The organism is Ferrovibrio sp. GW821-FHT12B10 (assembly GCF_058807515.1).
In genome coordinates this window covers 3,214,762-3,240,580 of sequence record NZ_JBXAQT010000001.1, presented here as the reverse complement: position 1 = coordinate 3,240,580, position 25,819 = coordinate 3,214,762, and the positions used below count along the sequence as shown (strand labels likewise).

The 25,819-nt window shown below is 64.0% G+C and carries 25 protein-coding genes; 17 read left to right on the top strand and 8 right to left on the bottom strand.

The window, feature by feature from the left end:
• Positions 1 to 7 precede the first annotated feature (7 nt).
• The 6 genes from AC1RRT_RS16165 to AC1RRT_RS16140 form a co-directional block, all read right to left on the bottom strand.
• Positions 8 to 2,734 carry a molybdopterin-dependent oxidoreductase gene (locus AC1RRT_RS16165; RefSeq protein ID WP_493014837.1) on the bottom strand — a complete coding sequence of 909 codons (2,727 nt, stop codon included), beginning with the start codon at positions 2,732 to 2,734 and terminating at the stop codon, positions 8 to 10.
• 3 nt (positions 2,735 to 2,737) lie between these two features.
• On the bottom strand, positions 2,738 to 3,583 hold the full coding sequence (locus AC1RRT_RS16160) for an FAD binding domain-containing protein (RefSeq protein ID WP_493014836.1): 846 nt from the start codon (positions 3,581 to 3,583) through the stop codon (positions 2,738 to 2,740).
• 184 nt (positions 3,584 to 3,767) lie between these two features.
• The gene (locus AC1RRT_RS16155) at positions 3,768 to 4,226 is read right to left on the bottom strand and encodes a MarR family winged helix-turn-helix transcriptional regulator (protein ID WP_493014835.1); all 459 of its coding nucleotides are present in this window, start codon (positions 4,224 to 4,226) and stop codon (positions 3,768 to 3,770) included.
• Positions 4,227 to 4,311: 85 nt separating this feature from the next.
• Positions 4,312 to 4,872 carry a histidine phosphatase family protein gene (locus AC1RRT_RS16150; protein ID WP_493014834.1) on the bottom strand — a complete coding sequence of 187 codons (561 nt, stop codon included), beginning with the start codon at positions 4,870 to 4,872 and terminating at the stop codon, positions 4,312 to 4,314.
• 8 nt (positions 4,873 to 4,880) lie between these two features.
• Entirely contained in the window at positions 4,881 to 5,705 is an 825-nt protein-coding gene (locus AC1RRT_RS16145; protein WP_493014833.1) for an MBL fold metallo-hydrolase, read from the bottom strand.
• A 16-nt stretch (positions 5,706 to 5,721) separates the two neighbouring features.
• Positions 5,722 to 6,891 carry a M20 aminoacylase family protein gene (locus AC1RRT_RS16140; RefSeq protein ID WP_493014832.1) on the bottom strand — a complete coding sequence of 390 codons (1,170 nt, stop codon included), beginning with the start codon at positions 6,889 to 6,891 and terminating at the stop codon, positions 5,722 to 5,724.
• Positions 6,892 to 7,070: 179 nt separating this feature from the next.
• Between AC1RRT_RS16140 and AC1RRT_RS16135 the strand changes: the two genes are divergently transcribed.
• Together AC1RRT_RS16135 and AC1RRT_RS16130 are read left to right on the top strand one after the other, a co-directional pair.
• A complete protein-coding gene (locus AC1RRT_RS16135) occupies positions 7,071 to 8,696 on the top strand; it encodes a DEAD/DEAH box helicase (protein ID WP_493014831.1) in 1,626 nt (541 codons plus the stop codon).
• 73 nt (positions 8,697 to 8,769) lie between these two features.
• Entirely contained in the window at positions 8,770 to 9,012 is a 243-nt protein-coding gene (locus AC1RRT_RS16130; RefSeq protein ID WP_492971107.1) for an Lrp/AsnC ligand binding domain-containing protein, read from the top strand.
• 24 nt (positions 9,013 to 9,036) lie between these two features.
• Here AC1RRT_RS16130 and AC1RRT_RS16125 read toward each other — a convergent pair whose 3' ends face one another.
• Positions 9,037 to 9,546: a hypothetical protein gene (locus AC1RRT_RS16125; protein WP_493014830.1), complete on the bottom strand. Its 510-nt coding sequence runs from the start codon at positions 9,544 to 9,546 to the stop codon at positions 9,037 to 9,039.
• 196 nt (positions 9,547 to 9,742) lie between these two features.
• Here AC1RRT_RS16125 and AC1RRT_RS16120 point away from each other — a divergent pair, with 196 nt between their 5' ends.
• The 15 genes from AC1RRT_RS16120 (at position 9,743) to paaI (ending at position 25,248) form a co-directional block, all read left to right on the top strand.
• Positions 9,743 to 10,549, top strand: coding sequence for an SDR family NAD(P)-dependent oxidoreductase (locus AC1RRT_RS16120; protein WP_493014829.1), 807 nt, complete (start codon positions 9,743 to 9,745; stop codon positions 10,547 to 10,549).
• Positions 10,546 to 11,064, top strand: coding sequence for a MarR family winged helix-turn-helix transcriptional regulator (locus AC1RRT_RS16115; protein WP_493014828.1), 519 nt, complete (start codon positions 10,546 to 10,548; stop codon positions 11,062 to 11,064). The genes AC1RRT_RS16120 and AC1RRT_RS16115 overlap by 4 nt, the downstream gene beginning before the upstream one ends.
• Positions 11,061 to 11,888, top strand: coding sequence for an enoyl-CoA hydratase family protein (locus AC1RRT_RS16110; protein ID WP_493014827.1), 828 nt, complete (start codon positions 11,061 to 11,063; stop codon positions 11,886 to 11,888). Before AC1RRT_RS16115 ends, AC1RRT_RS16110 begins: the two co-directional genes overlap by 4 nt.
• Position 11,889: 1 nt before the next feature.
• Positions 11,890 to 13,074, top strand: a complete 1,185-nt coding sequence (locus AC1RRT_RS16105) for an acyl-CoA dehydrogenase family protein (RefSeq protein WP_493014826.1) — start codon at positions 11,890 to 11,892, stop codon at positions 13,072 to 13,074.
• The gene (locus tag AC1RRT_RS16100; protein WP_493014825.1) at positions 13,071 to 14,549 is read left to right on the top strand and encodes an oxidoreductase; all 1,479 of its coding nucleotides are present in this window, start codon (positions 13,071 to 13,073) and stop codon (positions 14,547 to 14,549) included. The genes AC1RRT_RS16105 and AC1RRT_RS16100 overlap by 4 nt, the downstream gene beginning before the upstream one ends.
• Complete coding sequence (locus tag AC1RRT_RS16095; RefSeq protein WP_493014824.1) at positions 14,536 to 16,176, top strand: AMP-binding protein; 1,641 nt, start codon at positions 14,536 to 14,538, stop codon at positions 16,174 to 16,176. Before AC1RRT_RS16100 ends, AC1RRT_RS16095 begins: the two co-directional genes overlap by 14 nt.
• A gap of 412 nt (positions 16,177 to 16,588) precedes the next feature.
• On the top strand, positions 16,589 to 17,785 hold the full coding sequence (locus tag AC1RRT_RS16090) for an ABC transporter substrate-binding protein (RefSeq protein ID WP_493014823.1): 1,197 nt from the start codon (positions 16,589 to 16,591) through the stop codon (positions 17,783 to 17,785).
• Between the two features lie 217 nt (positions 17,786 to 18,002).
• Positions 18,003 to 19,196 (top strand): ABC transporter substrate-binding protein, encoded by a 1,194-nt coding sequence (locus tag AC1RRT_RS16085; RefSeq protein WP_493014822.1) that lies wholly within the window; start codon positions 18,003 to 18,005, stop codon positions 19,194 to 19,196.
• A 62-nt stretch (positions 19,197 to 19,258) separates the two neighbouring features.
• The gene (locus AC1RRT_RS16080; protein ID WP_493014821.1) at positions 19,259 to 20,176 is read left to right on the top strand and encodes a branched-chain amino acid ABC transporter permease; all 918 of its coding nucleotides are present in this window, start codon (positions 19,259 to 19,261) and stop codon (positions 20,174 to 20,176) included.
• Positions 20,177 to 20,188: 12 nt separating this feature from the next.
• A complete protein-coding gene (locus AC1RRT_RS16075) occupies positions 20,189 to 21,340 on the top strand; it encodes a branched-chain amino acid ABC transporter permease (protein WP_493014820.1) in 1,152 nt (383 codons plus the stop codon).
• On the top strand, positions 21,333 to 22,091 hold the full coding sequence (locus AC1RRT_RS16070; protein ID WP_493014819.1) for an ABC transporter ATP-binding protein: 759 nt from the start codon (positions 21,333 to 21,335) through the stop codon (positions 22,089 to 22,091). Before AC1RRT_RS16075 ends, AC1RRT_RS16070 begins: the two co-directional genes overlap by 8 nt.
• Positions 22,091 to 22,801, top strand: coding sequence for an ABC transporter ATP-binding protein (locus tag AC1RRT_RS16065; protein WP_493014818.1), 711 nt, complete (start codon positions 22,091 to 22,093; stop codon positions 22,799 to 22,801). The genes AC1RRT_RS16070 and AC1RRT_RS16065 overlap by 1 nt, the downstream gene beginning before the upstream one ends.
• Before the next feature lie 119 nt (positions 22,802 to 22,920).
• Positions 22,921 to 23,982: a diguanylate cyclase gene (locus AC1RRT_RS16060; protein WP_493014817.1), complete on the top strand. Its 1,062-nt coding sequence runs from the start codon at positions 22,921 to 22,923 to the stop codon at positions 23,980 to 23,982.
• A 40-nt stretch (positions 23,983 to 24,022) separates the two neighbouring features.
• A complete protein-coding gene (locus AC1RRT_RS16055) occupies positions 24,023 to 24,814 on the top strand; it encodes an enoyl-CoA hydratase-related protein (protein WP_493014816.1) in 792 nt (263 codons plus the stop codon).
• Positions 24,814 to 25,248, top strand: coding sequence for a hydroxyphenylacetyl-CoA thioesterase PaaI (gene paaI, locus AC1RRT_RS16050; protein ID WP_493014815.1), 435 nt, complete (start codon positions 24,814 to 24,816; stop codon positions 25,246 to 25,248). The genes AC1RRT_RS16055 and paaI overlap by 1 nt, the downstream gene beginning before the upstream one ends.
• Here paaI and AC1RRT_RS16045 read toward each other — a convergent pair.
• The gene (locus tag AC1RRT_RS16045; protein WP_493014814.1) at positions 25,245 to 25,808 is read right to left on the bottom strand and encodes an SHOCT domain-containing protein; all 564 of its coding nucleotides are present in this window, start codon (positions 25,806 to 25,808) and stop codon (positions 25,245 to 25,247) included. The genes paaI and AC1RRT_RS16045 overlap by 4 nt on opposite strands.
• Positions 25,809 to 25,819: the final 11 nt, after the last annotated feature.

Sequence of the window (25,819 nt, the reverse complement as noted above, 5' to 3'; positions counted from 1 at the left end):
TGTCCCCCTACTCCGCGGCCTGAGGCAGAGCTTTGAGCGCCGCATGCAGGCGATGCGGCAGTACCGGCACGGATGTGACCCGTACACCGGTGGCATGGCGGATCGCGCCGAGAATGGCCGGCGCAGTCGGCACCAGACCCGGCTCGCCCACGCCCTTGGCCCCGAAGGGACCGAGCGGTTCGGCATCCTCGATCATGATCACGTCGATCTCCGGGATGTCGCCCACCGTGGGAATCAGATAGTCGTGCAGATTCTCGGTGCGGCCGGGCAGATATTCTTCCATCAGCGCGAGACCAAGCCCCTGCGCGATGCCGCCATGGATCTGGCCTTCCACCTGTGTCGGGTTCACCGCCTTGCCCACGTCATGGGCGGCGATGATCTTCTTCACCTTCACGGTGCCGAGTTCGGTGTCGACTTCGACCAGCGCCATCTGCGCGGCGAAACCGTATGTGGCGTAAGGCACGCCCTGGCCGTCATCATCCAGCATGGTGGTGGGTGGATCGAAGCGGCCCTCACCCATCAGCACATCGGCATTGTCGTTCAGTCGCGCCTGCGTGGCGAGATCGATGCGGCGCACCGTGCCGCCATCTTCCACGGTCAGGGTCGGGCCATCGAGTTTCAGCATGGCGTTTCCGCCGGCATTGGCCAGGCGCAGGATCTGGCTGCGCAAATCCTGCGCCGCCAGCTGCGCCGCCTTGCCCGAGACAAAGGTCTGCCGCGACGCCGATGTCTTGCCGGCGTCCAGCGTCTTATCGGTATCGCCCATGACATAGTCGATGCGATCCATGGAAACACCGAGCGCATCGGCCACGATCTGCACGAAGATGGTGTTCGAGCCCTGCCCGATATCGACGGCGCCGTTGTAGAAGAACACGCGGCCGTCGGCGCGCAAGCTGACCTGCATGGTCGAAGGGTTGGAGATCGAGGTATTGCCCAGGCCATACCACATGCAGCCGATGCCGATGCCGCGCTGCACGGTCCTGCGGCGGGCATTGAAGGCCTCGACGTCCTTGGTCAGGACCTGCCACTGCGGGCGCAGCGCCGCGATGCACTCGGCCAGGCCGGCGGAATGCTCCAGCTTCTGGCTGGTGGCGGTGAGGTCGCCGGCGCGGATGGCATTGATGTAGCGCATCTCCAGACGATCAATACCCAGCTTGGCAGCCAGATCGTCCATCAGCGTTTCATGCGCAATCGCCGCCTGCGGCACGCCGAAGCCGCGAAAAGCGCCCGACGGCGGCGCGTTGGTGAACAGTGCACGGCTACGGTTCTTCACATGCGGCACATGATACGGCCCGGTCGCATGCACCGGCACGCGGTTCGCCACCGTCGGGCCCCAGCTGGCATAGGCGCCGGTATCGAAATCGGCATGGGTTTCGACCGCGGTCAGACGGCCGTCCTTGGCTGCGGCGAATTTAGCGGTGATGCGGGCCGGATGCCGCTTGGTGCTGGAGGCCATGCTTTCGGGCCGCGTGTAGACACAGGCCACCGGCTTATCCAGATGCCAGGCGGCCAGCGCGATCAGCGGCTGCACGGCCACATCCAGCTTGCCGCCGAACCCGCCGCCGCAGGCAGTGGGCACGATGCGCACACGGTCGGGCGGCAGTTGCATCACGCCGGCCACTTCGTCGCGATCCATGTAGGGTGCCTGGGTCGAAGCGTGGATCTCGATGCGATCGCCCACGCGCACCGCCCAGCCGGCCTCAGGCTCGATATAGGCATGCTCGACAAAGCTGGTCTGGAACAGACCTTCGGCAGTGGCCGCGGCTTCGGCAAAACCCTTGGCCACATCACCCTTGGTGACATTGCCGCGGATCAGCACGTTTTCAGGCTTGTCGGCCTGCACCAGCTTGGCGCCAGGCGCGGCTGCCGCGATCACGCCGCTGACCGGGTCTTCCGGTGTGTACGTGATCGGCAGGTCTTCGGGGCGCACGGCTTCCACCGCCTCGCGTGGGCCGACCAGGGCCACGACGCTTTCGCCCTTGTAGCGCACCAGGCCATCGGCCAGCACCGGCTGGTCCTTGGCATCAAAAATGGCGAAGCCGTTGCGCGGCACATCGGCGGCCGTGAAGACGCGCACCAGGCCGTACTTACGGATCGCCTCGGCGAAATCCCCCAGCGTAAACGTCGCGCGCGCATGCGGGCTGCGGATCACCCGCAGCCACAATGCTTCATGCGGGATATAATCGGCCCCGTATTTCTCGCTGCCGATCACCTTGGCCACGCCATCGACCTTCAGACTGCGGGCCCCGACCGCCTGGCCGACGACAGGCACATCCGGCAGGTCGGGCGTGCGCGTGGCATCCAGTACGGCCTCGACGATCTTGCGATAGCCGGTGCAGCGACAGAGAACGCCACCAATGGCGTCCATCACCTGCTCCTCGCTCGGCTTGGACACTTCGGCCAACAGGTCAGTGGCAGCCATCAGCATGCCCGGCGTGCAGATGCCGCACTGGGCCGCGCCATGCTTGAGAAACGCCGTCTGCAGCCGCGACAGCGCACCATGAGCTTCCAGGCCCTCGACCGTGACGACAGACAGCCCGGCCGCCTGCCCCACTGGCGTCAGGCAGGCGCAGACCTGCTTGCCGTTCATCATCACCGTGCAGGCGCCGCAATCACCGGCATTGCAACCGATCTTGGTCCCGGTCAGCCCCAGATCGTCGCGCAGCACATCGGACAGGCGCTTGGCGGGCGAGCCGTGGAAACTGTGCGGTTTGCCGTTGACGACCAGACGCATCGTTCAGCTTCCCTTCTTGCCGAGCATGGTCAACGCGCGCTGCACCAGCACCATCGCGGCCTCGCGCCGGTAGTCGGCGCTGGCGCGGATGTCGTCGAGCGGCGACAGACCATCGAAATGCTGCGGTTTCACCCGGTTTGCCAGGGCCGTGTTCAGCCGGCGACCGGTGAGTTCGGATTCCAGCGCGACCAGGCGCTGCGCCACCGCCGAGCAGGCGCCGACCGCCACGCTGGCACTGGACACGATGTTGTTCTCGATCTCCAGCATCACGGCAACCATGGCGATCGAAATGACGAGGTATTCACGCGCGCCCAGCTTGAGGAAGAGGCTCTGCGCCTCCTTTTTCGGCTTCGGGATCAGCACGGCGGACAGCAGTTCGCCGGGCTTGAGCACGGTGCGGCGATTGCCAGTGATGAACTCGCCCAAACCCACGTCGCGGCGGCCTTTCGCATTGCGCAATTCGACGCGCGCGCGCATGGCCAGCAGCGGCGGCACGCTGTCGGCGGCCGGCGAGGCATTGCAGAGATTGCCCGCGATCGTCCCGGAATTCTGGATCTGCACGCCGCCGATCTCGCCCGCCGCCTGGCGCAGCGCATCGAACAGCGGCGGCAGGCTGAGGGCGGCAGTCAGCTGGCCCCAGGTGACGGTGGCACCCAGGCGCCAGTGATCATCGGTTTCGCTGATGCCCTGAAGTTCGGGAATGGCGGTGACATCGAGAATGTCATCATCCAGCGCGCGGCCAACGCGGGCGGGGTAGTAATCTGTGCCACCGGCCAGAATCACCGGCGTTGCAGCGCTCAGGTGATCGAGCGCTTCGGCCAGATTCGTCGGACGCAGATATGACGCCATCGGTTTTGGGGCCTCCGCCGGCATACGAACGCCACGCCCACCCCCGCAGGCCAATATCGTTCGTACGCATATGATGCTGCGTCGCTGCCTCAAAAGAGTCAACGTCAAAATATATGCAGCGACTGCTCAAGGATGCGGCAGCGCAGCAAAGCCATTGCTGCGCGCAAAAAACCGTTGGATGCGATCAGGTGAGACGCTTGATAAGCGCCACGAATTGCTGCTGTTCCGCCGGAGTCAGCGGATCGAGCGTGGCCTTGCTCACCTTCGGACCGTTGGCGAGCAGGCGCGCCACCAGCTCGCGGCCATGGTTCGTGAGGCTAAGACAGCGGCGGCGTTTGTCGTTCTTGTCGGGGCGATGGGAGATCAGCTTGCGGCCGGTCAGGCGACGGATCACACCCTGGATGGTGGCCGGATCCATTGCGGTCAGGCGGCCGAGGTGGTTCTGCGACAGCTCGCCCATCTCGTAGAGCTTCACCAGTGCCGCGTATTGCGTGGTGGTGACCTGGCTGTCGCCAATCATGGCCAGGAACAGGGCGGTGTGGCGCTGATGCGCACGCCGGATCAGCTGTCCGACCTGCTCTTCCAGCACATAGCCGTCAGGCATCGCCGTCGGTTCAGTCTTGATCTCCGGTTTCACATTCATGCCGGGATATCCTCACAGGCCCGTCGCCAGCTTAGCCAGATGGTTCGCCCCGGCCAAGGACAACCGTCCCTGCATACGCAGGCTATCAGAAGACTTTCGTCGTGGCCTCGACGCCGCGCGTGATCAGCGCCAGGCCGCGCGAACTGGTTTCCACAATTGTACAGGAACAATAGTCGGGCTGCATGACGACCATGCGTTCGTCGTTCAGCGCCGCGCCCAGGGCTGCATTGATCACCATGAAATGGGTGAAGACGATCGTGTCGCTGCGGCAGGACTTCATCATGCCGATCAGGCCTTCGCGCCAGGCGCGGATGATCGATGGCTGCGCCGGATATTTCTGCTGGGCGATCTGCTGCAGCCAGGGGCCGCGCGCCGCCAGACCTTTTTCGGCGATCTCGTTGGGTGTGGGAATCTCGCTGAAGGCCGCGCTCACCTCGGGCACCACGCCCCAGCGGTTGGCCAGCGGCATCGCGGTTTCGCGCGCACGCTCCATCGGCGAGGTGTAGATCGGCATCGGCCCCAGGGTCTCCAGGGTCAACGCGAGATCGACCGCCGCCTCCTTGCCCTCTTCCGAGAGGCTGGGATCGGGATCTTCATCAAATCGGGCCGCCGCCTTGGCATGCCGCACCAGATACAGACGCGCCATACTCCCCCCTACAGCAAATTAACGCGCATGTTTTCACGCGCCACTATTGCGCCGGACCATAGCTGCCGGGCTTCGGCTTCCAGCGTTTCCATGAACTGGTCCTCATGATCGGGATCATGATGGAAAATCGCAAGGGCCTTGACCCCGGCGGCGCGGCTCAATCGCACGCCTTCCTGCCAGGTCGAATGGCCCCAGCCCACATGGCTTTCATATTCCTCGTCGGTATAGGTGCTGTCGTAGATCAGCAGGTCGGTGCCCTCGATCAGGCCGAGGATATTCTGGTCCGGCTTGCCCGGCGTGTGCTCGGTATCGGTGACATAGCACAGGGATTTGCCGCCATATTCGAACCGGTAGCCGGTGGCGCCGTCTGGATGGTTCAGCGCCGTCGTCCGCACGCGAATACTGTCTCCCAGATTGAAGCTGTCGCCGGCACGGAAATCCCGGCTTTCGATCTTGGCGCCCATCTTGTCGAGCGGCACCGGGAAGAAAGGCTGCGCCATCTGCGACTGCAAAGCGTGACCGATCCCGCCCTTGTCGGACAGATGCCCGGCATGGATGGTGAAGTGGCGGTCATCCTTGAAGGCCGGCGAGAAGAACGGGAAGCCGTTGATGTGATCCCAGTGCGTATGGGACAGGAAGATGTCGCCCTGGGTCACGTTCCGGCGCAGCAGCCAGTGGCCAAGATTGCGGATGCCGGTGCCCGCGTCGAGGATGATCGTGCGGCTGCCGATCTTCAGCTCGACGCAAGACGTATTGCCGCCGAACACCATGTGTCGCGGAGACGGCGTCGCAATGCTGCCGCGCACGCCCCAGAACTTCACCTTGAAGCCCATCTCCGCGGTCCTTCGCTTAAGCGGCCGGCAGGATCGACTCGACCAGGCGCGACCAGTAGCTGGCGCCGATCGGCAGAACCTCGTCGTTGAAGTCGTAGCGCGGGTTGTGGACCATGCAGCTGCTTTCGCCGGCACCGTTGCCGATCCAGACATAGGAACCGGGCTTTTCGCGCAGCATCCAGGCGAAGTCTTCCGCACCCATGCTGGGATTGACGTTACGCAGCACATTCTCGCCGCCCACCACGGCGGCGGCCGCGTTGGCGGCCAGCTCAGTTTCCTCGGCGGTGTTGATGGTCGGCGGATAGCGGCGCTGATAGTCCAGCTTGGCGGTCGCACCATGGCTGGCGGCAATGCCGGTGACGATCTGGTTCATGCGCGCCTCGATCAGGTCCTGCACTTCAGGCAGGAAGGCGCGCGTGGTGCCGGCGATCATCACCTCTTCCGGAATCACGTTGGTGGTATGGCCGCCCTGGATCTGGCAGCAGCTGACAACTGCGCACTGCAGCGGATCGACGTTGCGCGCCACGATATTCTGCAGCGCCAACACCATCTCGGCGGCGATCACCACCGGATCGACGCCACGATGCGGATAGGCGCCATGCGCGCCGACACCCTTGATCTTGATCCAGAACATGTCGGCCGAGGCCATCATCGGGCCGGTGCGCACAGCGAACTTGCCGACATCGATGCCGGGCATGTTGTGCATGCCGAAGACGGACTCACAGGGGAACTTGGTGAAGAGTCCCTCGTCCACCATCACCTTGCCGCCGGCGACATTCTCCTCGGCCGGCTGGAAGATGAAATGCACGGTGCCGTCGAATTTCTTCGACTTGGCCAGATACTGCGCCGCGCCCAGCAGCATGATGGTATGGCCGTCATGGCCGCAACCATGCATCTTGCCCTCATGCTTGGACTTGTGGCCAAAGTCGTTCATCTCGATCAGATCGAGCGCATCCATGTCGGCGCGCAAGCCGATGGCGCGGTTGCCCTTGCCAGCCTTGAGCGTGCCGACCACGCCGGTCTTGGCCAAGCCGCGATGCACCGGCATACCGAAGGACTCCAGCGTCTTGGCGACGAATTCCGACGTGCGATGCTCCTCGAAGGCGGTTTCGGGATGCATATGCAGGTCGCGCCGCCAGTCGGTGAGCTGAGCCTTGTTGGCGACGATTTCGTCGATGAGCTTCATAGGGGTCTCCGCCAAAGAAATCTGCTGGGGTAAATTTGTCTGGTTGGGGACGATAACCGATTGATTTTGCTGTTTCTAGCCGCTCACATTGGGATTGACTCAAGGGGGCCGCTATGGTCTTGTCCGCCCGCGGACGGTGCGCATTTGCGCTGCTGCCGTCAATATAAATACGGAAATCCATGGAATTCGCCGATCTAGGCTTGAGCGAGCCTGTTCTGAAGGCTGTCGCCGAAGCTGGTTACACCACCCCGACCCCGATCCAGGCCCAGGCCATCCCGATCGTGCTGATGGGTCGCGACGTTCTCGGCACAGCCCAGACCGGCACCGGCAAAACGGCCGGCTTCACCCTGCCGCTGATCGACATTCTGGCCGGCGGCCGCGCCCGAGCCCGCATGCCACGCGCCCTGATCCTGGAGCCGACCCGCGAACTGGCCGACCAGGTCGCGCAGAGCTTCGACAAATACGGCAAGAACTCGCCGCTTTCGATGGCGCTGCTGATCGGTGGCGTGAACTATACCGAGCAGGAAAAACTGCTGGATCGTGGCGTCGACGTGCTGATCGCCACGCCGGGCCGCCTGATCGACCATTTCGAGCGCGGCAAGGTCATGCTGACCGGTGTGCAGATCTTCGTGATCGACGAAGCCGACCGCATGCTGGACATGGGCTTCATGCCCGATATCGAGCGGATCGGCAAAATGCTGCCCCCGCTGCGCCAGACGCTGTTCTTCTCGGCCACCATGGCGGCCGACATGCGCAAGCTGGCCGACAAGTTCCTCAGCAACCCGAAGGAAATCGAGGTTGCGCGCCAGGCGACGACGGCTGAGTCGATCGCCCAGTTCCAGATCCAGGTGCCGCATCGCCTCAAGCGCGAGGCGCTCCGCACTCTGATCCGTAACGAGGATGTGAAGAACGCCATCATCTTCTGCAACCGCAAGCGCGACGTGGATATCCTGGCGAAGTCGCTGGCCCGTCACGGCTTCGACGCCCAGCCGCTGCATGGCGATCTGGACCAGTCGCAGCGCACCGCGACGCTGGAGAAATTCAAGAAGGGCGAGATCGGCATTCTGGTCGCCTCCGACGTGGCCGCGCGCGGCCTGGACGTCCAGGGCCTGACCCATGTGTTCAATTTCGATGTCCCCACCCATCCGGAAGACTACGTGCACCGCATCGGCCGCACCGGCCGCGCCGGCATGAACGGCCGCGCCTTCACGCTGGTCGCTGGCGAGGACGGCAAGTATCTCTCCGCCATTACCCGCCTGATCCAGCGCGAAATTCCGGTGATGGAGCTGCATGGCTTCTCGCACGAAGAGAACGCTGCCGCCGTCGCCGCCGCTGGTGGCGAAGGTGAACGCAGCGAGCGTGGTGGCGAACGGGGCGGCGACCGCAAGGGTCGTGGTCGCGGCGGCCGTGGCCGAGATCGCGATGGCGACCGCAAACGCAGCCAGGACCGCACCCGCGAGCCGCGCACCAGCGACGCCTCGATGGAGCCGACCGCGGTAGCCGCTGTAGCCGAGCAGGCCCCGGTCGAGCAGCAGGCCCGCGTCGAGCAGCCAAGTGCTGAACGCCAGCCCCGCAATGAACCCCGCCCCGAGCGCCAGCCGCGCGCGGAAAAGCCGCCGCGTGAAGCTCGCGAGCAGACCCCCCGCGAGAATAATCGGGGTGAACAGGGCCGGCGCGACCGCAATGACCGTGACCGTGGGGATCGTGGCCGTCGCGACCATCGCGAAGACCGCGAACCGCCGGTTGTCGGCATGGGCGACCATGTGCCGGACTTCCTGCTGCGCCCGAGCCGTCGCGCCTCCTGATCAAACTGCACTGATTGCGAGCCGGGCCTGAGTTCGACTACAGTCGGACCAGGACGAGCAAACGGAGCCGGCGATGCAGACGATTTTCGTGATGGTGAAATGCGAGCTCGGTCGCGCCTATGACGTGGCGGTCAAGGCTGTTGAGGAGGTCGAGCAGGTCTCCGAAGTGCATTCGATCTCCGGCCAGTACGACCTGATGATGAAATGCTATCTCTCCGATGGTCAGGACATCGGTCATTTCGTCGTCAACAAGCTGCAGACGATCACCGGCGTGAAGGACACCTTCACGCTCATCACCTTCAAGGCATTCAACTAGATTTGGTAGGCTTGGCCGTCCCTGTCAGCGGGGACGATTGCCTGCCGCGCGCGGTGCGGTCGTCACCGTGCTGCCCGTCGACGGCGCGACGGTCATGTCGATCTTCGAGCCATACAGCGTCGAGCGCGCGATCAGCACCGAGGCCACGCGGTCGCCGCCGCCCGACAGGAAGGTGAGCTGGCTGGTTTCGGCGCGCACCACCGACACTTCGGTCCAGCCGTAATTCGCCATCTCGCGGCGAATGAAATCGAACATGGAATCAGCCGACGAATTCACGCTGTAGGACAGGCGGCCGATCCAGCGGTCGCCCTCGCCCAGAATGATCGTGCGGTTGGTGTCGAGCGAATAGCCTTCGGGCAGCGCGACGCCGGAAATCTGCGTCGGCGGACCGCTGCCGCGCTGGCCGCTCTCGGTCGAGGTGCCACTGCTGCTGCCACTGCTGTTCCAGAGTGAACAGCCGGACAGGGCGGCAACCATGAATACCGCAACCAATCCCTTGCCGAGCGGCTTGGCTATCAGACCTGACACTTTCATCGTCGTTCTCGACGTCCCCCGGCGAATCGCTTTGGTTTGTTTACCATACTTGCCCGGCCAAGTCGCCTTCACCCGCATCCCGCACCAGTCTCCCGTGTCTGCCAGACGCGTGTTTGTCGCGCGAAGGTGATCTTGTCGGCGGCTGGGATTTATTTTATACTTAAAATAAATCTGACGCCCTCGGGAGGGGCTCGGCATGACGGAACTGGTGACGAGGCCGATTTCCGCAGGCCCCGGCGATTTCGCCGGGAAGCACGCGCTTGTCACCGGCGCTAGCAAGGGCATCGGCTGGGCGATTGCGCAAAGCCTGGCCGCGCGCGGCGCCAGTGTCACGCTGAGCGGTCGCGACCAGGCCCTGCTGGAGCAACGCCGCGCCTCCCTTCCAGGGAAACACGCCATCGTGACGGCCGATCTCACCGATGCAGATGCGGCGGCTGCGATGGTGCGGCAGACCGTCGAGGCCGGCGGACCGATCGACATCCTGGTGAACAATGCCGGTTTCGGCGCCAGTCAGGCCTTCGCGAAGATGACGGCTGCGCATTGGGACCAGATGCTGGCCGTCAATCTCTCCAGCGTCTTCCATGTCACCCGCGCCACCATCGACGGCATGCTGCCGCGCAAATCCGGCCGCATCATCAATATCGCCTCGACCGCCGGCCTCACCGGCTATGCCTATGTCGCCGCCTATGTGGCGGCCAAGCATGGCGTGGTCGGCCTGACCCGGGCGCTGGCGCGCGAATTCGCCACCAGCGGCATCACGGTGAACACGGTCTGCCCCGGCTATGTCGATACCGACATGACGGCGGCCACCATCGACACCATCGTGAAGAAAACCGGCCGCAGCGCGGAAGAGGCGCGCGCCGAACTGGCGAAAAGCAATCCGCAGGGCCGTCTGATCCAGCCACAGGAAGTGGCAGATGCCGTGCTGTGGCTGGCCGGCGACGCCGCGGCCTCAATCACCGGGCAGGCCATCGCGGTCGCCGGAGGAGAAGTGATGTCATGAGCGAAGCAAGACAGCCGGTGCCGGCCAACGACCGTGAAACCTCGGCCACCCGCGACGACAAGCTGGAGCTGCGGCTCTGGCTGCGCCTGCTCACCTGCTCCAGCCTGATCGAGCAGAATGTGCGCGGCGCGCTGCGCACGCAATTCGACACGACCCTGCCCCGCTTCGATCTGCTGGCCCAGCTCGACCGTGCGCCGGAAGGCCTCACCATGAGCGAGCTCAGCGCCCGCATGATGGTGTCGAACGGCAACATCACCGGTCTGGCCGACCGTCTGGTCGAGGAAGGCCTGGTCAAGCGCACGCCCTCGCTGCGCGACCGCCGCTCCAGCCATATCAGCCTGACGCCCGCCGGCAAGAAGGCCTTCGACGACATGACGCCGGTCCATGAAGAATGGATCGACCGGATGATGAACGGCCTGAGCCGACAGGACATGCAGCAGCTGTTCCAGCTGCTGGGCAAGCTGAAGCAGTCGGTGCACCAGAACGCCGTCGACGATCAGGGAGAGAAGCTGTGACGACACTGGCGAAGGATTTCCGGCCGAAGCATTTCGGCTGGTCGGTCGACGGCAAGGTGGCGACCGTCACGCTCAATCGCCCCGAGCGCAAGAACCCGCTGACCTTCGAGTCCTACGCCGAGCTGCGCGACACCTTCCGCGCGCTGAATACCGTCACCGACGTGAAAACGGTCGTGATCACCGGCGAAGGCGGCAACTTCTGCTCCGGCGGCGATGTGCACGAGATCATCGGCCCGCTGGTGAAGATGAAAGACGCCGGCGATATGGCGGGTCTGCTCGCCTTCACCCGCATGACCGGCGATCTGGTTAAAGCGATCCAGCATTGCCCCCAGCCGGTGATCGCCGCAGTCGACGGCATCTGTGCCGGTGCCGGCGCAATCCTCGCCATGGCGTCCGATCTGCGCTTTGCCACGCCGCGCACCAAGACGGCGTTTCTCTTTGTGCGCGTCGGCCTGGCCGGCGCCGACATGGGTGCCTGCAACATCCTGCCGCGCATCATTGGCTCCGGCCGCGCTGCCGAGCTGCTCTATAGCGGCCGCAGCATGAGTGCCGAGGAAGGCGAACGCTGGGGCTTCTACAACCGGCTGATCGCACCCGAGCAAGTCCTGGCCGATGCGCAGGCGCTGGCCAAGGAGCTCGCCGACGGCCCCACCTTCGCGCATGGCATCACCAAGACCTGCCTGCACCAGGAATGGTCGATGGATCTGGATGCCGCTATCGAGGCCGAGGCCCAGGCGCAGGCGATCTGCATGCAGACCCAAGATTTCGCCCGCGCCTATCATGCCTTCGTCGCAAAGCAGAAACCCGTCTTCGAGGGCAACTGAGATGGCGGACACCAGCTATCTGCACTGGCCGTTTTTCGAAGAGCGTCATCGCACGCTGGCGGCGAAGCTGCAGGCCTGGGCCAGGCAGCATGCGTCGCATCATGATGTGCATGAAGATATCGATGCCGTCTGCCGGCAGTTCGTGGCGCAGCTTGGCAAGGACGGCTTTCTCGGCCTGACCGTACCCAAGGATGGCGGCGGCACATACGACAAGCTGGAAGTGCGCTCGCTTGCTCTCGCGCGCGAGACGCTGGCTTATCACCACGGGCTGGCCGACTTCGCCTTCGTGATGCAGGGGCTGGGTTCCGGCCCAATCAGCCAGTTCGGCACGCCCGAACAGAAGCAGCGCTGGCTGCCCGGCGTCGCCAACGGCACCAAGATCGCGGCACTGGCCATGTCCGAACCCGATGCCGGGTCCGATGTCGCCGCCGTCAGCACGGTGGCTGTACCAGGTGGACAGGGCTATCGCCTCAATGGCGTGAAGACCTGGATTTCCAATGGCGGCATCGCGGATCAATACACCGTCGTTGCTCGCCTTGGCGATGCGCCCGGCGCGAAAGGCCTTGCGATCTTCGTGGTCGAGGCCGGCACGCCGGGCTTCAGCGTCCCTGAGCGCATCGATGTGATGGCGCCGCATCCGCTCGGCCGCCTCGAGTTCAAGGATTGCGTCATCCCCGCCGGCAACCTGATCGGCAAGCCGGGCGAAGGCTTCAAGATCGCCATGAGCAATCTGGATGTCTTCCGCTCGACCGTCGGGGCGGCCGCTCTGGGCTTTGCTCGCCGCGCGCTCGACGAGGCGCTGCACCGCGTGCATGAACGCAAGGTCTTCGACCAGAAGCTAGCCGATTACCAGCTCACCCAGGCCAAGATCGCCGACATGGCGACCGAGATCGATGCCTCGGCGCTGCTGATCTATCGTGCTGCCTGGACCAAGGACATGGGCGCCGCCCGCGTCACCCGCGAGGCCTCGATGGCCAAGATGTATGCCACCGAGGCGGCGCAGCGCGTGATCGATGCCGCCGTGCAGCTCTGGGGTGGCCTTGGCGTCACCCGTGGCAACATGGTGGAAAGCCTGTATCGCGAAGTGCGCGCCTTGCGCATCTACGAAGGCACCACCGAGATCAACAAGCTGGTGATCGCCGGGCAGACCTATGCCGCTTACGCCGCCGAGGAGAAAGCCGGATGAAGATCCTCTCCCCGCTCAAGCTCAACGGCGTCACCCTGCCGAACCGCGTCGCGGTGCCGGCCATGGTGACCAGGCTGTCGGGGGAAGACGGCTTCGTCAACCAGCCGATCATCGATCGCTATGTGCGCTACGCGCAAGGGCATGTAGGGCTCATTGTTGTCGAAGCGACGGCCGTGCACAGCAACAAGTCCGGGCCGCTGCTGCGGCTCTCGGGCGATGAATTCATCCCGGGCCATCGCGACCTGGTGGATCAGGTGCACAGCACATCCGATTCCAAGGTCGTGCCGCAGATCATCCACTTCCTGAAAGTCGCGCGCTCGGGCTGGCGCCAGACCATCGACAGCCTGTCGGTCGAGGATATCGATCGCATTATCGACGAGTTCGGTCAGGCTGCGTTGCGTGCGCGCCAGGCCGGCTATGACGGCGTCGAGCTGCACTCGGCCCATGCCTATACGCTGTCCTCTTTCCTGTCGCGCCGCAATCCGCGCCGCGACGACTATGACGGCCGCACGCTGGAAGGGCGGCTCGCCATGTTCGGCCGCGTCATGCAGACCGTGCGCAAATATGTCGGTGCCGACTGGACCGTCGGTGTGCGCTTCCTCGCCGAGGAAGCGATCAAGGAAGGCTATACCGTCGAGGATGCCAAGCTGATCGCACTGCGCATGGCGCAACTCGGCGTCGACTACATCTCGCTCTCGGTCGGCGGCAAGTTCGAGGATGCCGTGCATCGCGAGGGCCAGCCGCTCTACCCTTACACAGGCTATTCCGGCGACCGCTGCATGCCGGGCGACTGGTATCCGTCGCTGCCGCATGCCCATCTGGCCGCTGGCATCAAGCAGTTCATCAATGCCAAGGGCTTCGACACGCCGGTGATCTCGGTCGGCAAGATCAGTGCGCCTGCAGAGGCGGAAGCCCTGCTGCAGAATGGCCAGGCAGACATGATCGGCATGGCGCGGCAGCTACTGGCCGATCCCGACTGGGTGAAAAAGGTCGAGGAGATGCGCAGCGACCAGATCGTGCGCTGCATCTACTGCAACGTCTGCAAGCAGCTCGACGAGAATTTCAAGGAAGTGACCTGCTTCCTCTGGCCCAAGGGCCTGACGCAGGCGCCGGCCGATGCCACCGATGGCGATGCGCCGCACTGGCCCGAGGGCGGCGCGGGGCTGACCGCCACCGTCGACAAGGGCCAGATCAAGCTGACTTGGAACAAGGCTGTGCCCGGCGCGGCGGCCATCGCCGGCTACAACATCTATCGCGCCGAAGACGACGGCCATCCGCGCGTCACCGAGGCCGTGAAGTCGACCAAGCATGCCGACAAGCTGGTACTGGGCGGCCTGCGCTACACCTATTACGTCCGTGGCCATGATGCCGCCGGCCGTGCAACACCGCCATCAGATGCGGTGCGTATCGAACTGCCCCTCCCGTTCGCCGAACCTGCCTTGCCGTCGTCAGAGGTTCGTCATGCCCATCGCTAAGCACGTTTTTGAATCCTCCGCTCATACCGATACGTTTGCCCGCGATCACCTGCCGCCGCTGGAGCAGTGGCCCGACATGCTGTGGGACACGCTGCCCGAGCTGAAGGCCTATCCCAAGCGCATGAACTGCGCGACCGAGCTGCTGGACAAGCAGGCGGCAAAACACGGCGACCGCCCGGTCATTCATTACAATGACGAGGTCTGGACCTACCAGCATCTGCTGGAGACCGCCAATCGCATTGCCCGCGTACTGGTGGACGATCTGGGCGTGAAGCCGGGCAACCGCGTGCTGCTGCGCTCGCCCAACAATCCGATGTATGTCGCCTGCTGGTTCGCAGTGATGAAGGTCGGCGCCATCGCGGTCGCCACCATGCCGCTGTATCGCTGGCGCGAACTCACCTTCATGACCGAGAAGGCCGAGATCGAGCTGGCGATCTGCGACTGGCGCCTGCATGACGAGATGGAAACGACGCTGAAGGAGTCAAAGAACCTCAAGCGCGTCTGCTATTTCTACAAGGACAGTCCGGACTCGCTGGAAAGCCTGATGGCGACCAAGCCGACGGATTTCCAGACCGTTGATACGGCCTGGGACGATGTCTGCCTCATCGCTTTCACCTCCGGCACCACCGGCCCGGCCAAGGGTTGCATGCATTTCCATCGCGACGTGATGGCGATCTGCGACACCTTCAACCGCTATGTGCTGCAGCCGACCAAGGACGACATCTTCACTGGCTCACCACCGCTGGCCTTCACCTTCGGCCTGGGCGCACTGGTCACCTTCCCCATGCATGTCGGTGCGTCGACCGTTCTGGTCGAGCAATACAATCCGCAGAAGATGCTGGAGACCATCCAGGCCAAGAAGGTGAGCATCCTGTTCACCGCGCCGACCGCCTATCGCGCCATGACCGACATGGCGAAGAATTACGATATCTCATCGCTCAAGAAAGGCGTCTCGGCCGGCGAGACCCTGCCCAAGGCGACCTATCTGGGCTGGGAAGCCGCCAGCGGCGTCAAACTGATCGATGGCCTGGGCGGCACGGAAATCCTGCACATCTTCATCACATCCGCTGGCGACGACATCCGCCCCGGGGCGACCGGCAAGCCGATCCCTGGCTATGAAGCCGGCATCTTCGACAAGGATGGCAAGCCGGTGCCGCCGGGCACGGTCGGGCGCCTCGCCATCCGCGGCCCGGTCGGCTGCCGCTATCTCGACAACCCCGAACGCCAGCAGGCCTATGTGCAGAACGGCTGGAACTTCACCGGCGACGCCTATGTCTGCGACGAGGACGGCTACTACTGGTATCAGGCGCGTGCCGACGACATGATCGTCTCGGCCGGTTACAACATCTCCGGCCCGGAAGTGGAATCCGTGCTGCTGCTGCATCCGCTGGTGCAGGACTGCGCCGTGGTCGCAGCCCCCTGCCCCGAGCGCGGCCAGATAGTGAAGGCCTTCGTGGTCCTGCGCGACAAAACCAAAACCGGCGCCGATACGGCCAAGGCCCTGCAGGATTTCGTGAAGGCCGAGATCGCGCCCTACAAATACCCTCGCGCCGTGGAATTCATCGACGCCCTGCCGCGTACCGAAAGCGGCAAGGTGCAGCGTTTCGTGCTGCGCAAGCAGGGCTGACCTGTTCCGGTCCGGCTGAGCGGAAAAGTGCAAGTTTCCCTCCGCTGCGTCCATTGGACCCTTATCGGGATTGCTTAAGGTTGCAGCCGGAGGAACCGGTATCGAGTCTGCACAATAGTGCTTGCGGCGGGATTGACCGGCATTATAGTACCTGTCGCATAAGAATTCAGAGGAAACGCCGCGAGGCGGCTTCGGGGCCAACTGCATCGGACCAAAGGTCCGGACGGCCACCGGAAACCCCCGCAGCTTTGTGAAGTGTACCGGTTCGTCCCGCCGCCTAAGGTCGGTTTGGACGCATCGTGCAAGCGTAGAGTAAGGTACGCGTACAGGGGCATTCACCGCATGACGCTGCGGCAGGGGCCATAACAGGAGCAGCAGCCCGACAACCGGGACTGCGCAGGGAGAGGGACTCATGATGAAGATGTCAACTGCACTTCGCCTGACCAGCGCTTTGGCGCTCGCGGCGGTGCCGTTTGTCGCCCAGCCGGCGGCGGCCCAGGCCAACAAGAAGATCAAGATCGGTTTCGTCACCACGCTGTCGGGCCCCAATGCGGCCTACGGCGTCGACATGAAGAACAGCGTCGAGCTGGCCCTCGCCCACCTCGGCGGCAAGATGGGCGGCATCCCGGTTGAAGTCATCTACGAAGATGACGAGCAGAAGCCCGAAGTCGGCAAGCAGAAGACCGAAAAACTGATGCAGCGCGACAAGGTCGACTTCGTCGCCGGCTACATCTGGTCGAACGTGCTGCTGGCTTCCTACAAGTCGGTGGTCGATGAAGGTACCTTCCTGATCAGCGCCAATGCCGGTCCCTCGCCGCTGGCGGGTGAGCAGTGCCACCCGAACTTCTTCGCCGCCTCCTGGCAGAACGACCAGAACACCATGGCCGCCGGCGAAGTACTGAACCAGAAGGGCGTGAAGTCGCTCTACATCGTGGCGCCGAACTATGCCGCCGGCCAGGACATGGCCAATGGCGTGAAGTCCACATTCAAGGGCCAGGTCGTCGGCCAGGACATGACCAAGTGGCCTGACCAGCTCGACTTCTCGGCCGAGATTTCGAAGATCCGTGCCGCCAAGCCGGGCGCCGTCTTCGTCTTCTTCCCGGGCCGCGCGGGCGTGCAGTTCTTCCAGCAGTACAGCCAGGCCGGTCTGAAGAAGGACATCCCGCTGTACTCCACCTTCACCGTCGACTCCGTCACGCTGAAGCTGCAGAAGGACCTCACCCTCGACACCTACCAGACCCTCTGGTGGGCGTCCGATCTGCCCTTCGCCGCCAACCAGAAGTTCGTCGGCGAGTACAAGAAAAAGCACAAGGACACGCCGACCTTCTACGGCGCCCAGTCCTACGACACGATCAACCTGATCGCTTCGGCGGTGGTTGCAACCAAGGGCGACCTGAAGAACAAGGACAATGTCCGCAAGGCGCTGGAAGCGGCGAAGTTCGATTCGGTTCGCGGCCCGATGAAGTTCGGCAAGAACCACTTCCCGATCCACAACATCTACCAGCAGGAAGTCTACAAGGTGTCGGACACCGAGTATGACATCCGCACGGTCAGCACGATCTACAAGGACCTGACTGACCCGTATGCTGCCAAATGCACGATGAAATAATCGGCATTTGACCTGCAAATCGGCGGGGCGTCGGATTACACCGGCGCCCCGCTTTCGCATCCGGCTTTTAGTGACTGTCCGATTGCCTCACAGAGTATTTGATGCTTAAAATATCTCAGCGGGGGACTCCCAAGGGCTTGCAACACAAACACTGTGTAGCGGCGGCGCATCATCCGATGCGCTGCAAGCAGGCATGTCACTGAAGGAGACACGAGGGATGCGTTCCAGCTTCAAGTCTATTGCAATTCTTGCCACTGCCCTGACCGCGCTGCCGGTTCTGGCCGGCACCGCCGCCGCCCAAACCTCGGCGAAGAAGATCAAGATCGGTTTTGTCACCACGCTGTCCGGCCCCAATGCTGCCTATGGCCAGGACATGAAGAACGCCTTCGAGCTAGCGCTCGATCACATGGGCCGCAAGATGGGCGGCCTGGCCGTCGAGGTCGTCTATGAGGACGACGAGCAGAAGCCCGAGGTCGGCAAGCAGAAGACGGAAAAGCTGCTGCAACGCGACCGCGTAGATTTCGTTGCCGGTTACATCTGGTCGAATGTCCTGCTGGCCTCCTACAAGCCGGTGATCGACTCCCAGACCTACCTGATCAGCGCCAATGCCGGCCCCTCGCAGCTGGCCGGCGAACAGTGCAGCCCCTATTTCTTCGCCGCCTCCTGGCAGAATGACCAGAACCATATGGCCGTCGGCGAACTGCTGAACCAGAAGGGCGTCAAGAAGCTCTACATGGTCGCGCCGAACTATGCCGCCGGCATCGACGGCGCCAATGGCGTGAAGGCGCTCTACAAGGGCGAGGTCATCGGCCAGGACATGACCAAGTGGCCCGACCAGCTCGACTTCTCGGGCGAGATTTCCAAGATCCGTGCCGCCAAGCCTGAAGCCGTCTACGTCTTCTTCCCCGGCCGCGCCGGCGTGCAGTTCTACCAGCAGTACAGCCAGGCCGGCCTGAAGAAGGACATCCCGGTTTATTCCGCTTTCACGATTGATGCCGTCACGCTCAAACTGCAAAAGGACCTGGTGCTGGATACCTATCTCACCATGACCTGGGGCACCGACCTGCCCTATGCCGCGAACCAGAAGTTCGTCACTGACTACAAGAAGAAGTACAAGGACTCGCCCGCCTTCTACGGCGCCCAGTCCTATGACGCGGCGAACCTGATCGCCAGCGCCGTGACCGCGGTGAAGGGCAACCTGAAGGACAAGGCAGCGGTCGGCGCGGCCCTGAAGGCGGCGAAATTCGACTCCGTGCGTGGCCCGTTCAAGTTCGGCAACAACAACTTCCCGATCCAGAACGTGTACCAGCAGGAAGCCTACAAGACGGCCGATGGCGGCTATGACCTGCGCACCGTCAGCACCGTGCTGACGGCGCACCAGGACCTGCACGCGGCCAAGTGCAAGATGTGACCAACCGGGATGCGCCGCTGCCCCGGCGGCGCATCCCTCTTTTATATGAGTGCGCCTAGACCATGCTTCTGATCTTCGAGCAATTCCTGAACGGACTGCAGATCGGCCTGCTGCTGTTCCTGCTGGCCGCCGGCCTGACGCTGGTCTTCGGCATCATGGACCTGGTCAACCTGGCGCATGGGTCGCTCTACATGATGGGCGCCTATTTCGCCGCCGTCTTCACGCAATGGACCGGCAACTTCTTCCTCGGCGCGCTGCTGGCGCTGCCGGCCGGCGCGCTGCTCGGCATCCTCGTCGAAGTCGTGGCGCTGCGCACGCTCTACACCCGTGATCATCTCGACCAGGTGCTGGCCACCTTCGGCCTGATCCTGTTCTTCAACGAACTCGCCCGCCTGATGTTCGGCGTCGGCGGCATGACCATCGACCTGCCGCTCTGGCTCAGCGGCCAGATCGAGGTGATCCCCGGCCTGCCCTATCCGTCCTATCGTTTCCTGATCATCGTGGTCGGGCTGCTCTGCGCCGGTTTCCTGTACCTGCTGGTGCAGAAGACCCGGCTCGGCATGCTGATCCGCGCCGGGGCATCGAACCGCGACATGGTCGGCGCACTCGGCGTCGACGTGAAGCTGCTGTTCACGCTGGTCTTCGGCCTTGGTTCAGCGCTGGCGGCACTCGCCGGCCTGATGGCCGGGCCCGTCACCACCGTGCAGATCGGCATGGGCGACAACATCCTGATCCTGGCGCTGGTGGTGATCGTGATCGGCGGCATCGGCTCAATCCGCGGTGCCTTCATTGCCGCCATCGCCATCGGCATCATCGACACCATGGGCCGCGCCTTCCTGCCGGTCATGCTCAGCGCCTTCCTCAATCCGTCCGAGGCCGGCACGCTGGCGACCGCGGTGTCATCCATGCTGATCTATATCCTGATGTCTGCCGTACTGGTGCTGCGTCCGGCGGGTCTGTTCCCCGCGCCCGGCCGCTGAGGAGAGTTGTCCGTGTCTGTCCCGTCTGCTCTCCCTGTTGCCCTGCCGCGCAACTTCACCACCCTGGTCGGCGTGATCCTGCTGGCGCTGCTCGGCCTGGTGCCGGTCTATGCCGCCGTCTTCTCCGATCCCTTCCTGCTGACGCTGTTCACCCGCATCGTCATCATGGCGATCGCCGCCGTCAGCCTGAACCTGATCCTGGGCTATGGCGGCATGGTCAGCTTCGGCCACGCCGCCTATATCGGTATCGGCGGCTATACCGTCGGCATCCTCAGCTTCCATGGCATCCATGCCGCCTGGATCCAGTGGCCGCTGGCCATCCTGATCAGCGGCCTGGTCGCCGTCATCATCGGCCTGCTGTCGCTGCGCACCAAGGGCATCTTCTTCATCATGATCACCCTGGCGCTGGCCCAGCTGGTCTACTACATCGGCAACGGCGCGTTTGCTTACGGCGGCGACGACGGCCTCAACATCATGAAGAAGTCGGACTTTGGCGGCCTGATCGATCTCGGTCACAAGCCCACCTTCTATTACCTTTGCTGGGTGCTGCTGCTCGCCACGATCTATCTCTGCCACCGCACCGTGAATTCGCGCTTCGGCATGGTGCTGCAGGGCGCCAAGTCGAACGACCGCCGCATGGCCACCATCGGGTTTCCGGTGCACCGCTATCGCCTCACGGCTTTTGTCATCGCCGGCATGATCTGCGGCCTGGCTGGCGTGCTGACCGCCATCTTCACCAGCTTCATCAGCCCCGCGATGATGCACTGGAGCCGCTCAGGTGACTTGATCGTGATGGTGGTTCTGGGCGGCATGGGCAGCCTGTTCGGCCCGCTGTTCGGCACCGTCGCCTTCCTGCTGCTGGAGGAAATCCTCTCGAGCTGGACCGAATTCTGGAAGATCGTCTTCGGTCCCCTGCTGGTGCTGGTGGTGATCTTCGCGCGCGGCGGCATCGACGGCGCCATCCTGCGTGGCCATACCGGCAAGCTGCTGGCCGGCATCGGCCTCTTCTACATCGTCTACGGCATCCACCTCGTCTATGAGCGCGACTGGCTGGTGCCGGCGCTGATCTTCGCCGGCGCCCTTGGTCTGCTCGGGCTGTCGATCTGGTGGGAACAGCGCCGCCGCAACACTGCGGTTGCGACGGGAGGGCACGGCCATGACTGAGTCCGTGCTGAAAGTCTCCGGGCTGGTGAAGCGCTTCGGGGGCCTCACCGCCACCGACAATCTCTCGCTCGACCTGCGGGCGGGCGAGATCCATGCCGTGATCGGCCCCAATGGCGCCGGCAAAACCACCATGATCGGTCAGCTGATCGGCGAACTGCGCCCCGATGCCGGCACCATCCATTTCATGGGCCGCGACATCACCACGATGCCGGTGCATCTGCGCTCGCAGATCGGCATCGCCCGCTCGTTCCAGATCACCTCGATCTTCCCGAATTTCACCGCGCTCGACAATGTGGCCTTCGCCGTGCAGGCCCATGACGGCCATTCTTTCCGCTTCTGGACCGACGCCCGCACGGACCGCTCCTTGCGCGATCCGGCCATGGCTGCGCTGGACCAGGTCGGGCTGGCCCATCGTGCCGATATCACCGCCAGCGTGCTCAGCCACGGCGAACACCGTCAGCTCGAAATCGCCATGGCCTTGGCCACCAAGCCCAAGCTGCTGTTGCTGGACGAGCCGATGGCCGGCATGGGGCCGGAGGATTCCGCCCGCATGGTCACCATGCTGCGCAAGATCAAGGGCAGCGTGACCATCCTGCTGATCGAACACGACATGGATGCCGTCTTCGCGCTGGCCGACCGCATCACCGTGCTGGTCTACGGCCATGGCATCGCCACCGGCACGCCGGACGAGATCCGCCGCAACGAACAGGTGCGCCAGGCCTATCTCGGCGACGAAGCGGAGGCTGTGTGATGACCGACCTGCTGACCGTCGACACCATCGACACCTTCTACGGCCGCAGCCAGGTGCTGTTCGGCATGAGCCTGACCATCAAGGCCGGCGAGGTTGTGACGCTCATGGGCCGTAACGGCATGGGCAAGACCACCACGATCCGCTCGATCATGGGCATGACGCCTGCCGCCAAGGGCCGCATCCGCTTCCGCAATGACGACATCCGCGGCCTGCCCTCCTACCGGGTCGCCAAGATCGGCGTCGGCCTGGTGCCCGAGGGCCGCCAGATTTTCCCCAACCTGTCGGTGAAAGAAAACCTGATCGCTACTGCCGCCAATCGTAACAACGCCGCGCAGCCTTGGACCTATGAGCGCGTGGTCGAGCTGTTTCCCCGTCTCGCCGAGCGGGTGAATAACATGGGCAATCAGCTATCGGGCGGCGAGCAGCAGATGCTGGCCGTCGGCCGCGCCCTGATGACCAATCCGCATCTGCTGATCCTGGACGAGGCCACCGAAGGCCTTGCGCCCTTGATTAGATTGGAAATCTGGCAATGTCTGGAACGTCTGAAACAGACCGGCCAGGCCATCCTGGTTGTGGATAAGAATGTCGGCGCGCTGACCAAGCTGGCCAACCGGCATTACGTCATCGAGAAAGGCCGCGTGGTCTGGCAGGGTGATTCCGCCGCCCTGCAGGCCGCCCCGGACATCCAGCACCGCTATCTCGGCATCTGACTTTCCCGCAATTATTTTAATCGGCGGCCGGATGGACAACCGCCCGTCCGCCGCCGCAAGATAGGCGCGCGCGGCAGGCCGGGATCGGGGGAGATCGGCCCGCGCACGGGGAGCGCGGTATGTATCACGACGACCTGCATCATGCAGCGGAACTCGCCCACGCGGCGGTGGCCAGCATGACGCGGTTTTCGATCCCGCCGACGCCGATCAATTTCACCATCTGGTATGAATACCATGCCGGTCGCGATCCGGCGCTTAGCCGCGCCATCGACGCCCTGCTCGCCTCCAGCAAACCCTTCACGCCCGACACCACGCTGCAGCTGTATGAGGAATTCCTCAATCCGGCACGCATGCTGCGCGCCTCGCGCGACACCACCGAGAAACTGCAGCATGCGATGGAAGAGCTGCGCAGCTACATCGGCTCGGCCGGCGAGGACACGCGCTCCTACGGCGAGAAGTTGGAGGATTTCTCCGACAAGCTGGACCAGCATGGCAATGCGCCCGCCTTCGGCTCGCTGGTCGGCGCCATGCTGCAGGAAACCCGCAGCATGCAGGAGATCAACCAGTCGCTGGAAGACCGCCTGGCCGAGACCACGGCGGAAGTGACGCAGTTGCGTGAGCATTTCGAGCAGGCCCGCCGCGAGGCGCTGTCCGACAGCCTGACCGGCCTGGCCAACCGCAAGAATTTCGAGCAGACGCTGACGCTGTTCTCCAAGGCAGCGCAGGAGAACCACGAACCGCTCAGCCTGATGCTGCTCGACATCGACCATTTCAAGCTGTTTAACGACCGCCATGGCCATCAGACCGGCGATACCGTGCTGCAGCTGGTGGCGCGGACGCTGAGCGACAATGTGAAGGGCCAGGATCTGGCGGCGCGCTATGGCGGCGAGGAATTCGCGCTGCTGCTGCCGCGCACCCGCGCCGATCAAGCCGTGAAGCTGGGCGACAACATCCGCGCGCTGATCGCCACCCGCAAACTGGTGAAGCGTACCTCGGGCGAGGAACTGGGCCGCATCACCATTTCGGCCGGCGTGGCCGAATACCGCCTTGGCGAAGCGCTCAGCAGTTTCGTGCAGCGTGCCGATGCGGCGCTCTATGGCGCCAAGAATGACGGCCGCAACCGTGTGGTTGCCGCAACGGAAGGCGTCGGCGGCCTGACGGAGACGGTTCTCCGCTCCTGATAAATCGGCTAGCGTTTGTCCCATAACGGGAGAGAAACGCATGGCCTGGAACACCCTGATCGTCGACAAGACCGACGGCGTCGCCACCGTGACGCTGAACCGCCCCGAGCGGCTCAACGCCATGAGCAACGAACTGATGGTCGAGCTGCTGAATGCACTCGGCGAGATCGAGGCCGATGACAGCATGCGCTGCCTGCTGCTCACCGGCGCCGGCCGCGGCTTCTGCTCTGGCGCGGATCTGGCCAGCGGCGACCTGATGCAGGATGGCGGCCCGCCCGATCTCGGCCGCGCGCTGCACACCAACTATCACCCGGTGATCCGCAAGCTCGCCGCCTATCGCATGCCGGTGGTCACCGCGATCAACGGCCCGGCGGCTGGCGCTGGCATGAGCCTGGCGCTGACTGGCGACATCGTGATCGCGGCGAAGTCGGCCAGCTTCCTGCAGGCCTTCGCCAATATCGGCCTGGTGCCCGATGCCGGCAGCACCTATTTCCTGCCGCGCCTCGCCGGCACCGCGCGCGCGCTCGGCCTCACCATGCTGGGCCAGCCGCTGCCGGCCGAGACCGCCGCCGAGTGGGGCCTGATCTGGAAATGCGTCGAGGATAACGCGCTGATGGAGGAAGCTAGCAAGGTGGCGAAGAAATTCGCCAGCGGACCGACCATCGGCCTGGTGCAGATTCGCAAGCTGGTGCGCCAGTCCTGGAACAACGGGCTGGATGCGCAGCTGGAAGCCGAGCGCGAGGCGCAAGTGGTGGCCGGCCGCACCCGCGACTTCATCGAGGGCGTGACGGCCTTCCTGCAGAAGCGCGCCGCCAAGTTCACCGGTAAGTAATGACGCCGCAGGAATTGGCCGACACGATCGGCAAGGCGGCGGCCGAGCGCGATCTCGCGGCGCGCCGGCTCGGTATCGCACTCGTCAGCATGAGCCCGGGCGGCAGCGTGCTGCGCATGACCGTGCAGCCCGACATGGTGAACAGCCACGGCACCTGCCATGGCGGCATCATCTTCACGCTGGCGGACAGTGCGTTTGGCTATGCCTGCAATTCCTTCAACCAGGCCACCGTGGCGCAGCAATGCGACATCAACTACCTGAAGCCGGTGGCAGTCGGCGCCGTGTTGACGGCAAAGGCCGAACTGCGCTCCACCACGGGCCGCAGCAGCATATACGACATGACGGTGACGGATGAGAGCGGGGCGATGGTGGCACTGTTCCGCGGCCTCGCCCGCACCGTGGGCGGCGAGACGCTTCCCAACCTGAGCCGCTAGAGGCCGTCGACGACCGCCTTGCGGCGAGTCTGGTATTCGTCTTCGGTAATCAGCTTGGACTCCCGCAGCACCTGCAGCTCGCGCAACCGATCGGTGCTGGTGCGTGCCGGCACAGTCGCAGCAGCCGGCTGTGCCGCATTGGCTCTGAGTTGCTGCAACTTTTCCTTCTGGGCGGCGTTCTTCGCCACGTTCATTGACTCATCAAAAAAGACATGAACGATGTTGCCGCGGTCATCGACCCCTTCGCCACTGCCGCCGGTTTCGCGATCCTGCACCACTTCCACCTTGAAGGTGCGGCCATCATTGCACAGTGCTTCCGCCACCGCGCGCCCGCCGGTGCGGACGAACCCGCTGGGGCGCTGAACCACCTGCGAAGTCCCCTTGCAGGTCAGCGCACCGCTGTCTGATGCGACTGCCACGGTGCCGCGATCGCCGATGGCGACGCTGACCTGGCCCGAAAACGGCTCATCGGAATTCTCGAAATAGCCGGCGATGTTGTAAGTGATGCTGCAGCCCGGCAGCATGAGCAGAACTGCAACGGCAATCCATCGGTTGCGCATAGAAATCCCCC

What these genes read in the sequence shown, in the direction of transcription:
- AC1RRT_RS16065 (WP_493014818.1), top strand. Translation starts at nt 22,091, where the DNA reads ATGACCGACCTGCTGACCGTCGACACCATCGACACCTTCTACGGCCGC.
- AC1RRT_RS16150 (WP_493014834.1), bottom strand. Translation starts at nt 4,872, where the DNA reads ATGGCGCGTCTGTATCTGGTGCGGCATGCCAAGGCGGCGGCCCGATTT.
- AC1RRT_RS16045 (WP_493014814.1), bottom strand. Translation starts at nt 25,808, where the DNA reads ATGCGCAACCGATGGATTGCCGTTGCAGTTCTGCTCATGCTGCCGGGC.
- AC1RRT_RS16145 (WP_493014833.1), bottom strand. Translation starts at nt 5,705, where the DNA reads ATGGGCTTCAAGGTGAAGTTCTGGGGCGTGCGCGGCAGCATTGCGACG.
- AC1RRT_RS16055 (WP_493014816.1), top strand. Translation starts at nt 24,023, where the DNA reads ATGGCCTGGAACACCCTGATCGTCGACAAGACCGACGGCGTCGCCACC.
- AC1RRT_RS16060 (WP_493014817.1), top strand. Translation starts at nt 22,921, where the DNA reads ATGTATCACGACGACCTGCATCATGCAGCGGAACTCGCCCACGCGGCG.
- AC1RRT_RS16095 (WP_493014824.1), top strand. Translation starts at nt 14,536, where the DNA reads ATGCCCATCGCTAAGCACGTTTTTGAATCCTCCGCTCATACCGATACG.
- AC1RRT_RS16165 (WP_493014837.1), bottom strand. Translation starts at nt 2,734, where the DNA reads ATGCGTCTGGTCGTCAACGGCAAACCGCACAGTTTCCACGGCTCGCCC.
- AC1RRT_RS16125 (WP_493014830.1), bottom strand. Translation starts at nt 9,546, where the DNA reads ATGAAAGTGTCAGGTCTGATAGCCAAGCCGCTCGGCAAGGGATTGGTT.
- AC1RRT_RS16130 (WP_492971107.1), top strand. Translation starts at nt 8,770, where the DNA reads ATGCAGACGATTTTCGTGATGGTGAAATGCGAGCTCGGTCGCGCCTAT.
- AC1RRT_RS16090 (WP_493014823.1), top strand. Translation starts at nt 16,589, where the DNA reads ATGATGAAGATGTCAACTGCACTTCGCCTGACCAGCGCTTTGGCGCTC.
- AC1RRT_RS16155 (WP_493014835.1), bottom strand. Translation starts at nt 4,226, where the DNA reads ATGAATGTGAAACCGGAGATCAAGACTGAACCGACGGCGATGCCTGAC.
- AC1RRT_RS16080 (WP_493014821.1), top strand. Translation starts at nt 19,259, where the DNA reads ATGCTTCTGATCTTCGAGCAATTCCTGAACGGACTGCAGATCGGCCTG.
- AC1RRT_RS16070 (WP_493014819.1), top strand. Translation starts at nt 21,333, where the DNA reads ATGACTGAGTCCGTGCTGAAAGTCTCCGGGCTGGTGAAGCGCTTCGGG.
- AC1RRT_RS16135 (WP_493014831.1), top strand. Translation starts at nt 7,071, where the DNA reads ATGGAATTCGCCGATCTAGGCTTGAGCGAGCCTGTTCTGAAGGCTGTC.
- AC1RRT_RS16140 (WP_493014832.1), bottom strand. Translation starts at nt 6,891, where the DNA reads ATGAAGCTCATCGACGAAATCGTCGCCAACAAGGCTCAGCTCACCGAC.
- paaI (WP_493014815.1), top strand. Translation starts at nt 24,814, where the DNA reads ATGACGCCGCAGGAATTGGCCGACACGATCGGCAAGGCGGCGGCCGAG.
- AC1RRT_RS16100 (WP_493014825.1), top strand. Translation starts at nt 13,071, where the DNA reads ATGAAGATCCTCTCCCCGCTCAAGCTCAACGGCGTCACCCTGCCGAAC.
- AC1RRT_RS16085 (WP_493014822.1), top strand. Translation starts at nt 18,003, where the DNA reads ATGCGTTCCAGCTTCAAGTCTATTGCAATTCTTGCCACTGCCCTGACC.
- AC1RRT_RS16115 (WP_493014828.1), top strand. Translation starts at nt 10,546, where the DNA reads ATGAGCGAAGCAAGACAGCCGGTGCCGGCCAACGACCGTGAAACCTCG.
- AC1RRT_RS16105 (WP_493014826.1), top strand. Translation starts at nt 11,890, where the DNA reads ATGGCGGACACCAGCTATCTGCACTGGCCGTTTTTCGAAGAGCGTCAT.
- AC1RRT_RS16120 (WP_493014829.1), top strand. Translation starts at nt 9,743, where the DNA reads ATGACGGAACTGGTGACGAGGCCGATTTCCGCAGGCCCCGGCGATTTC.
- AC1RRT_RS16160 (WP_493014836.1), bottom strand. Translation starts at nt 3,583, where the DNA reads ATGGCGTCATATCTGCGTCCGACGAATCTGGCCGAAGCGCTCGATCAC.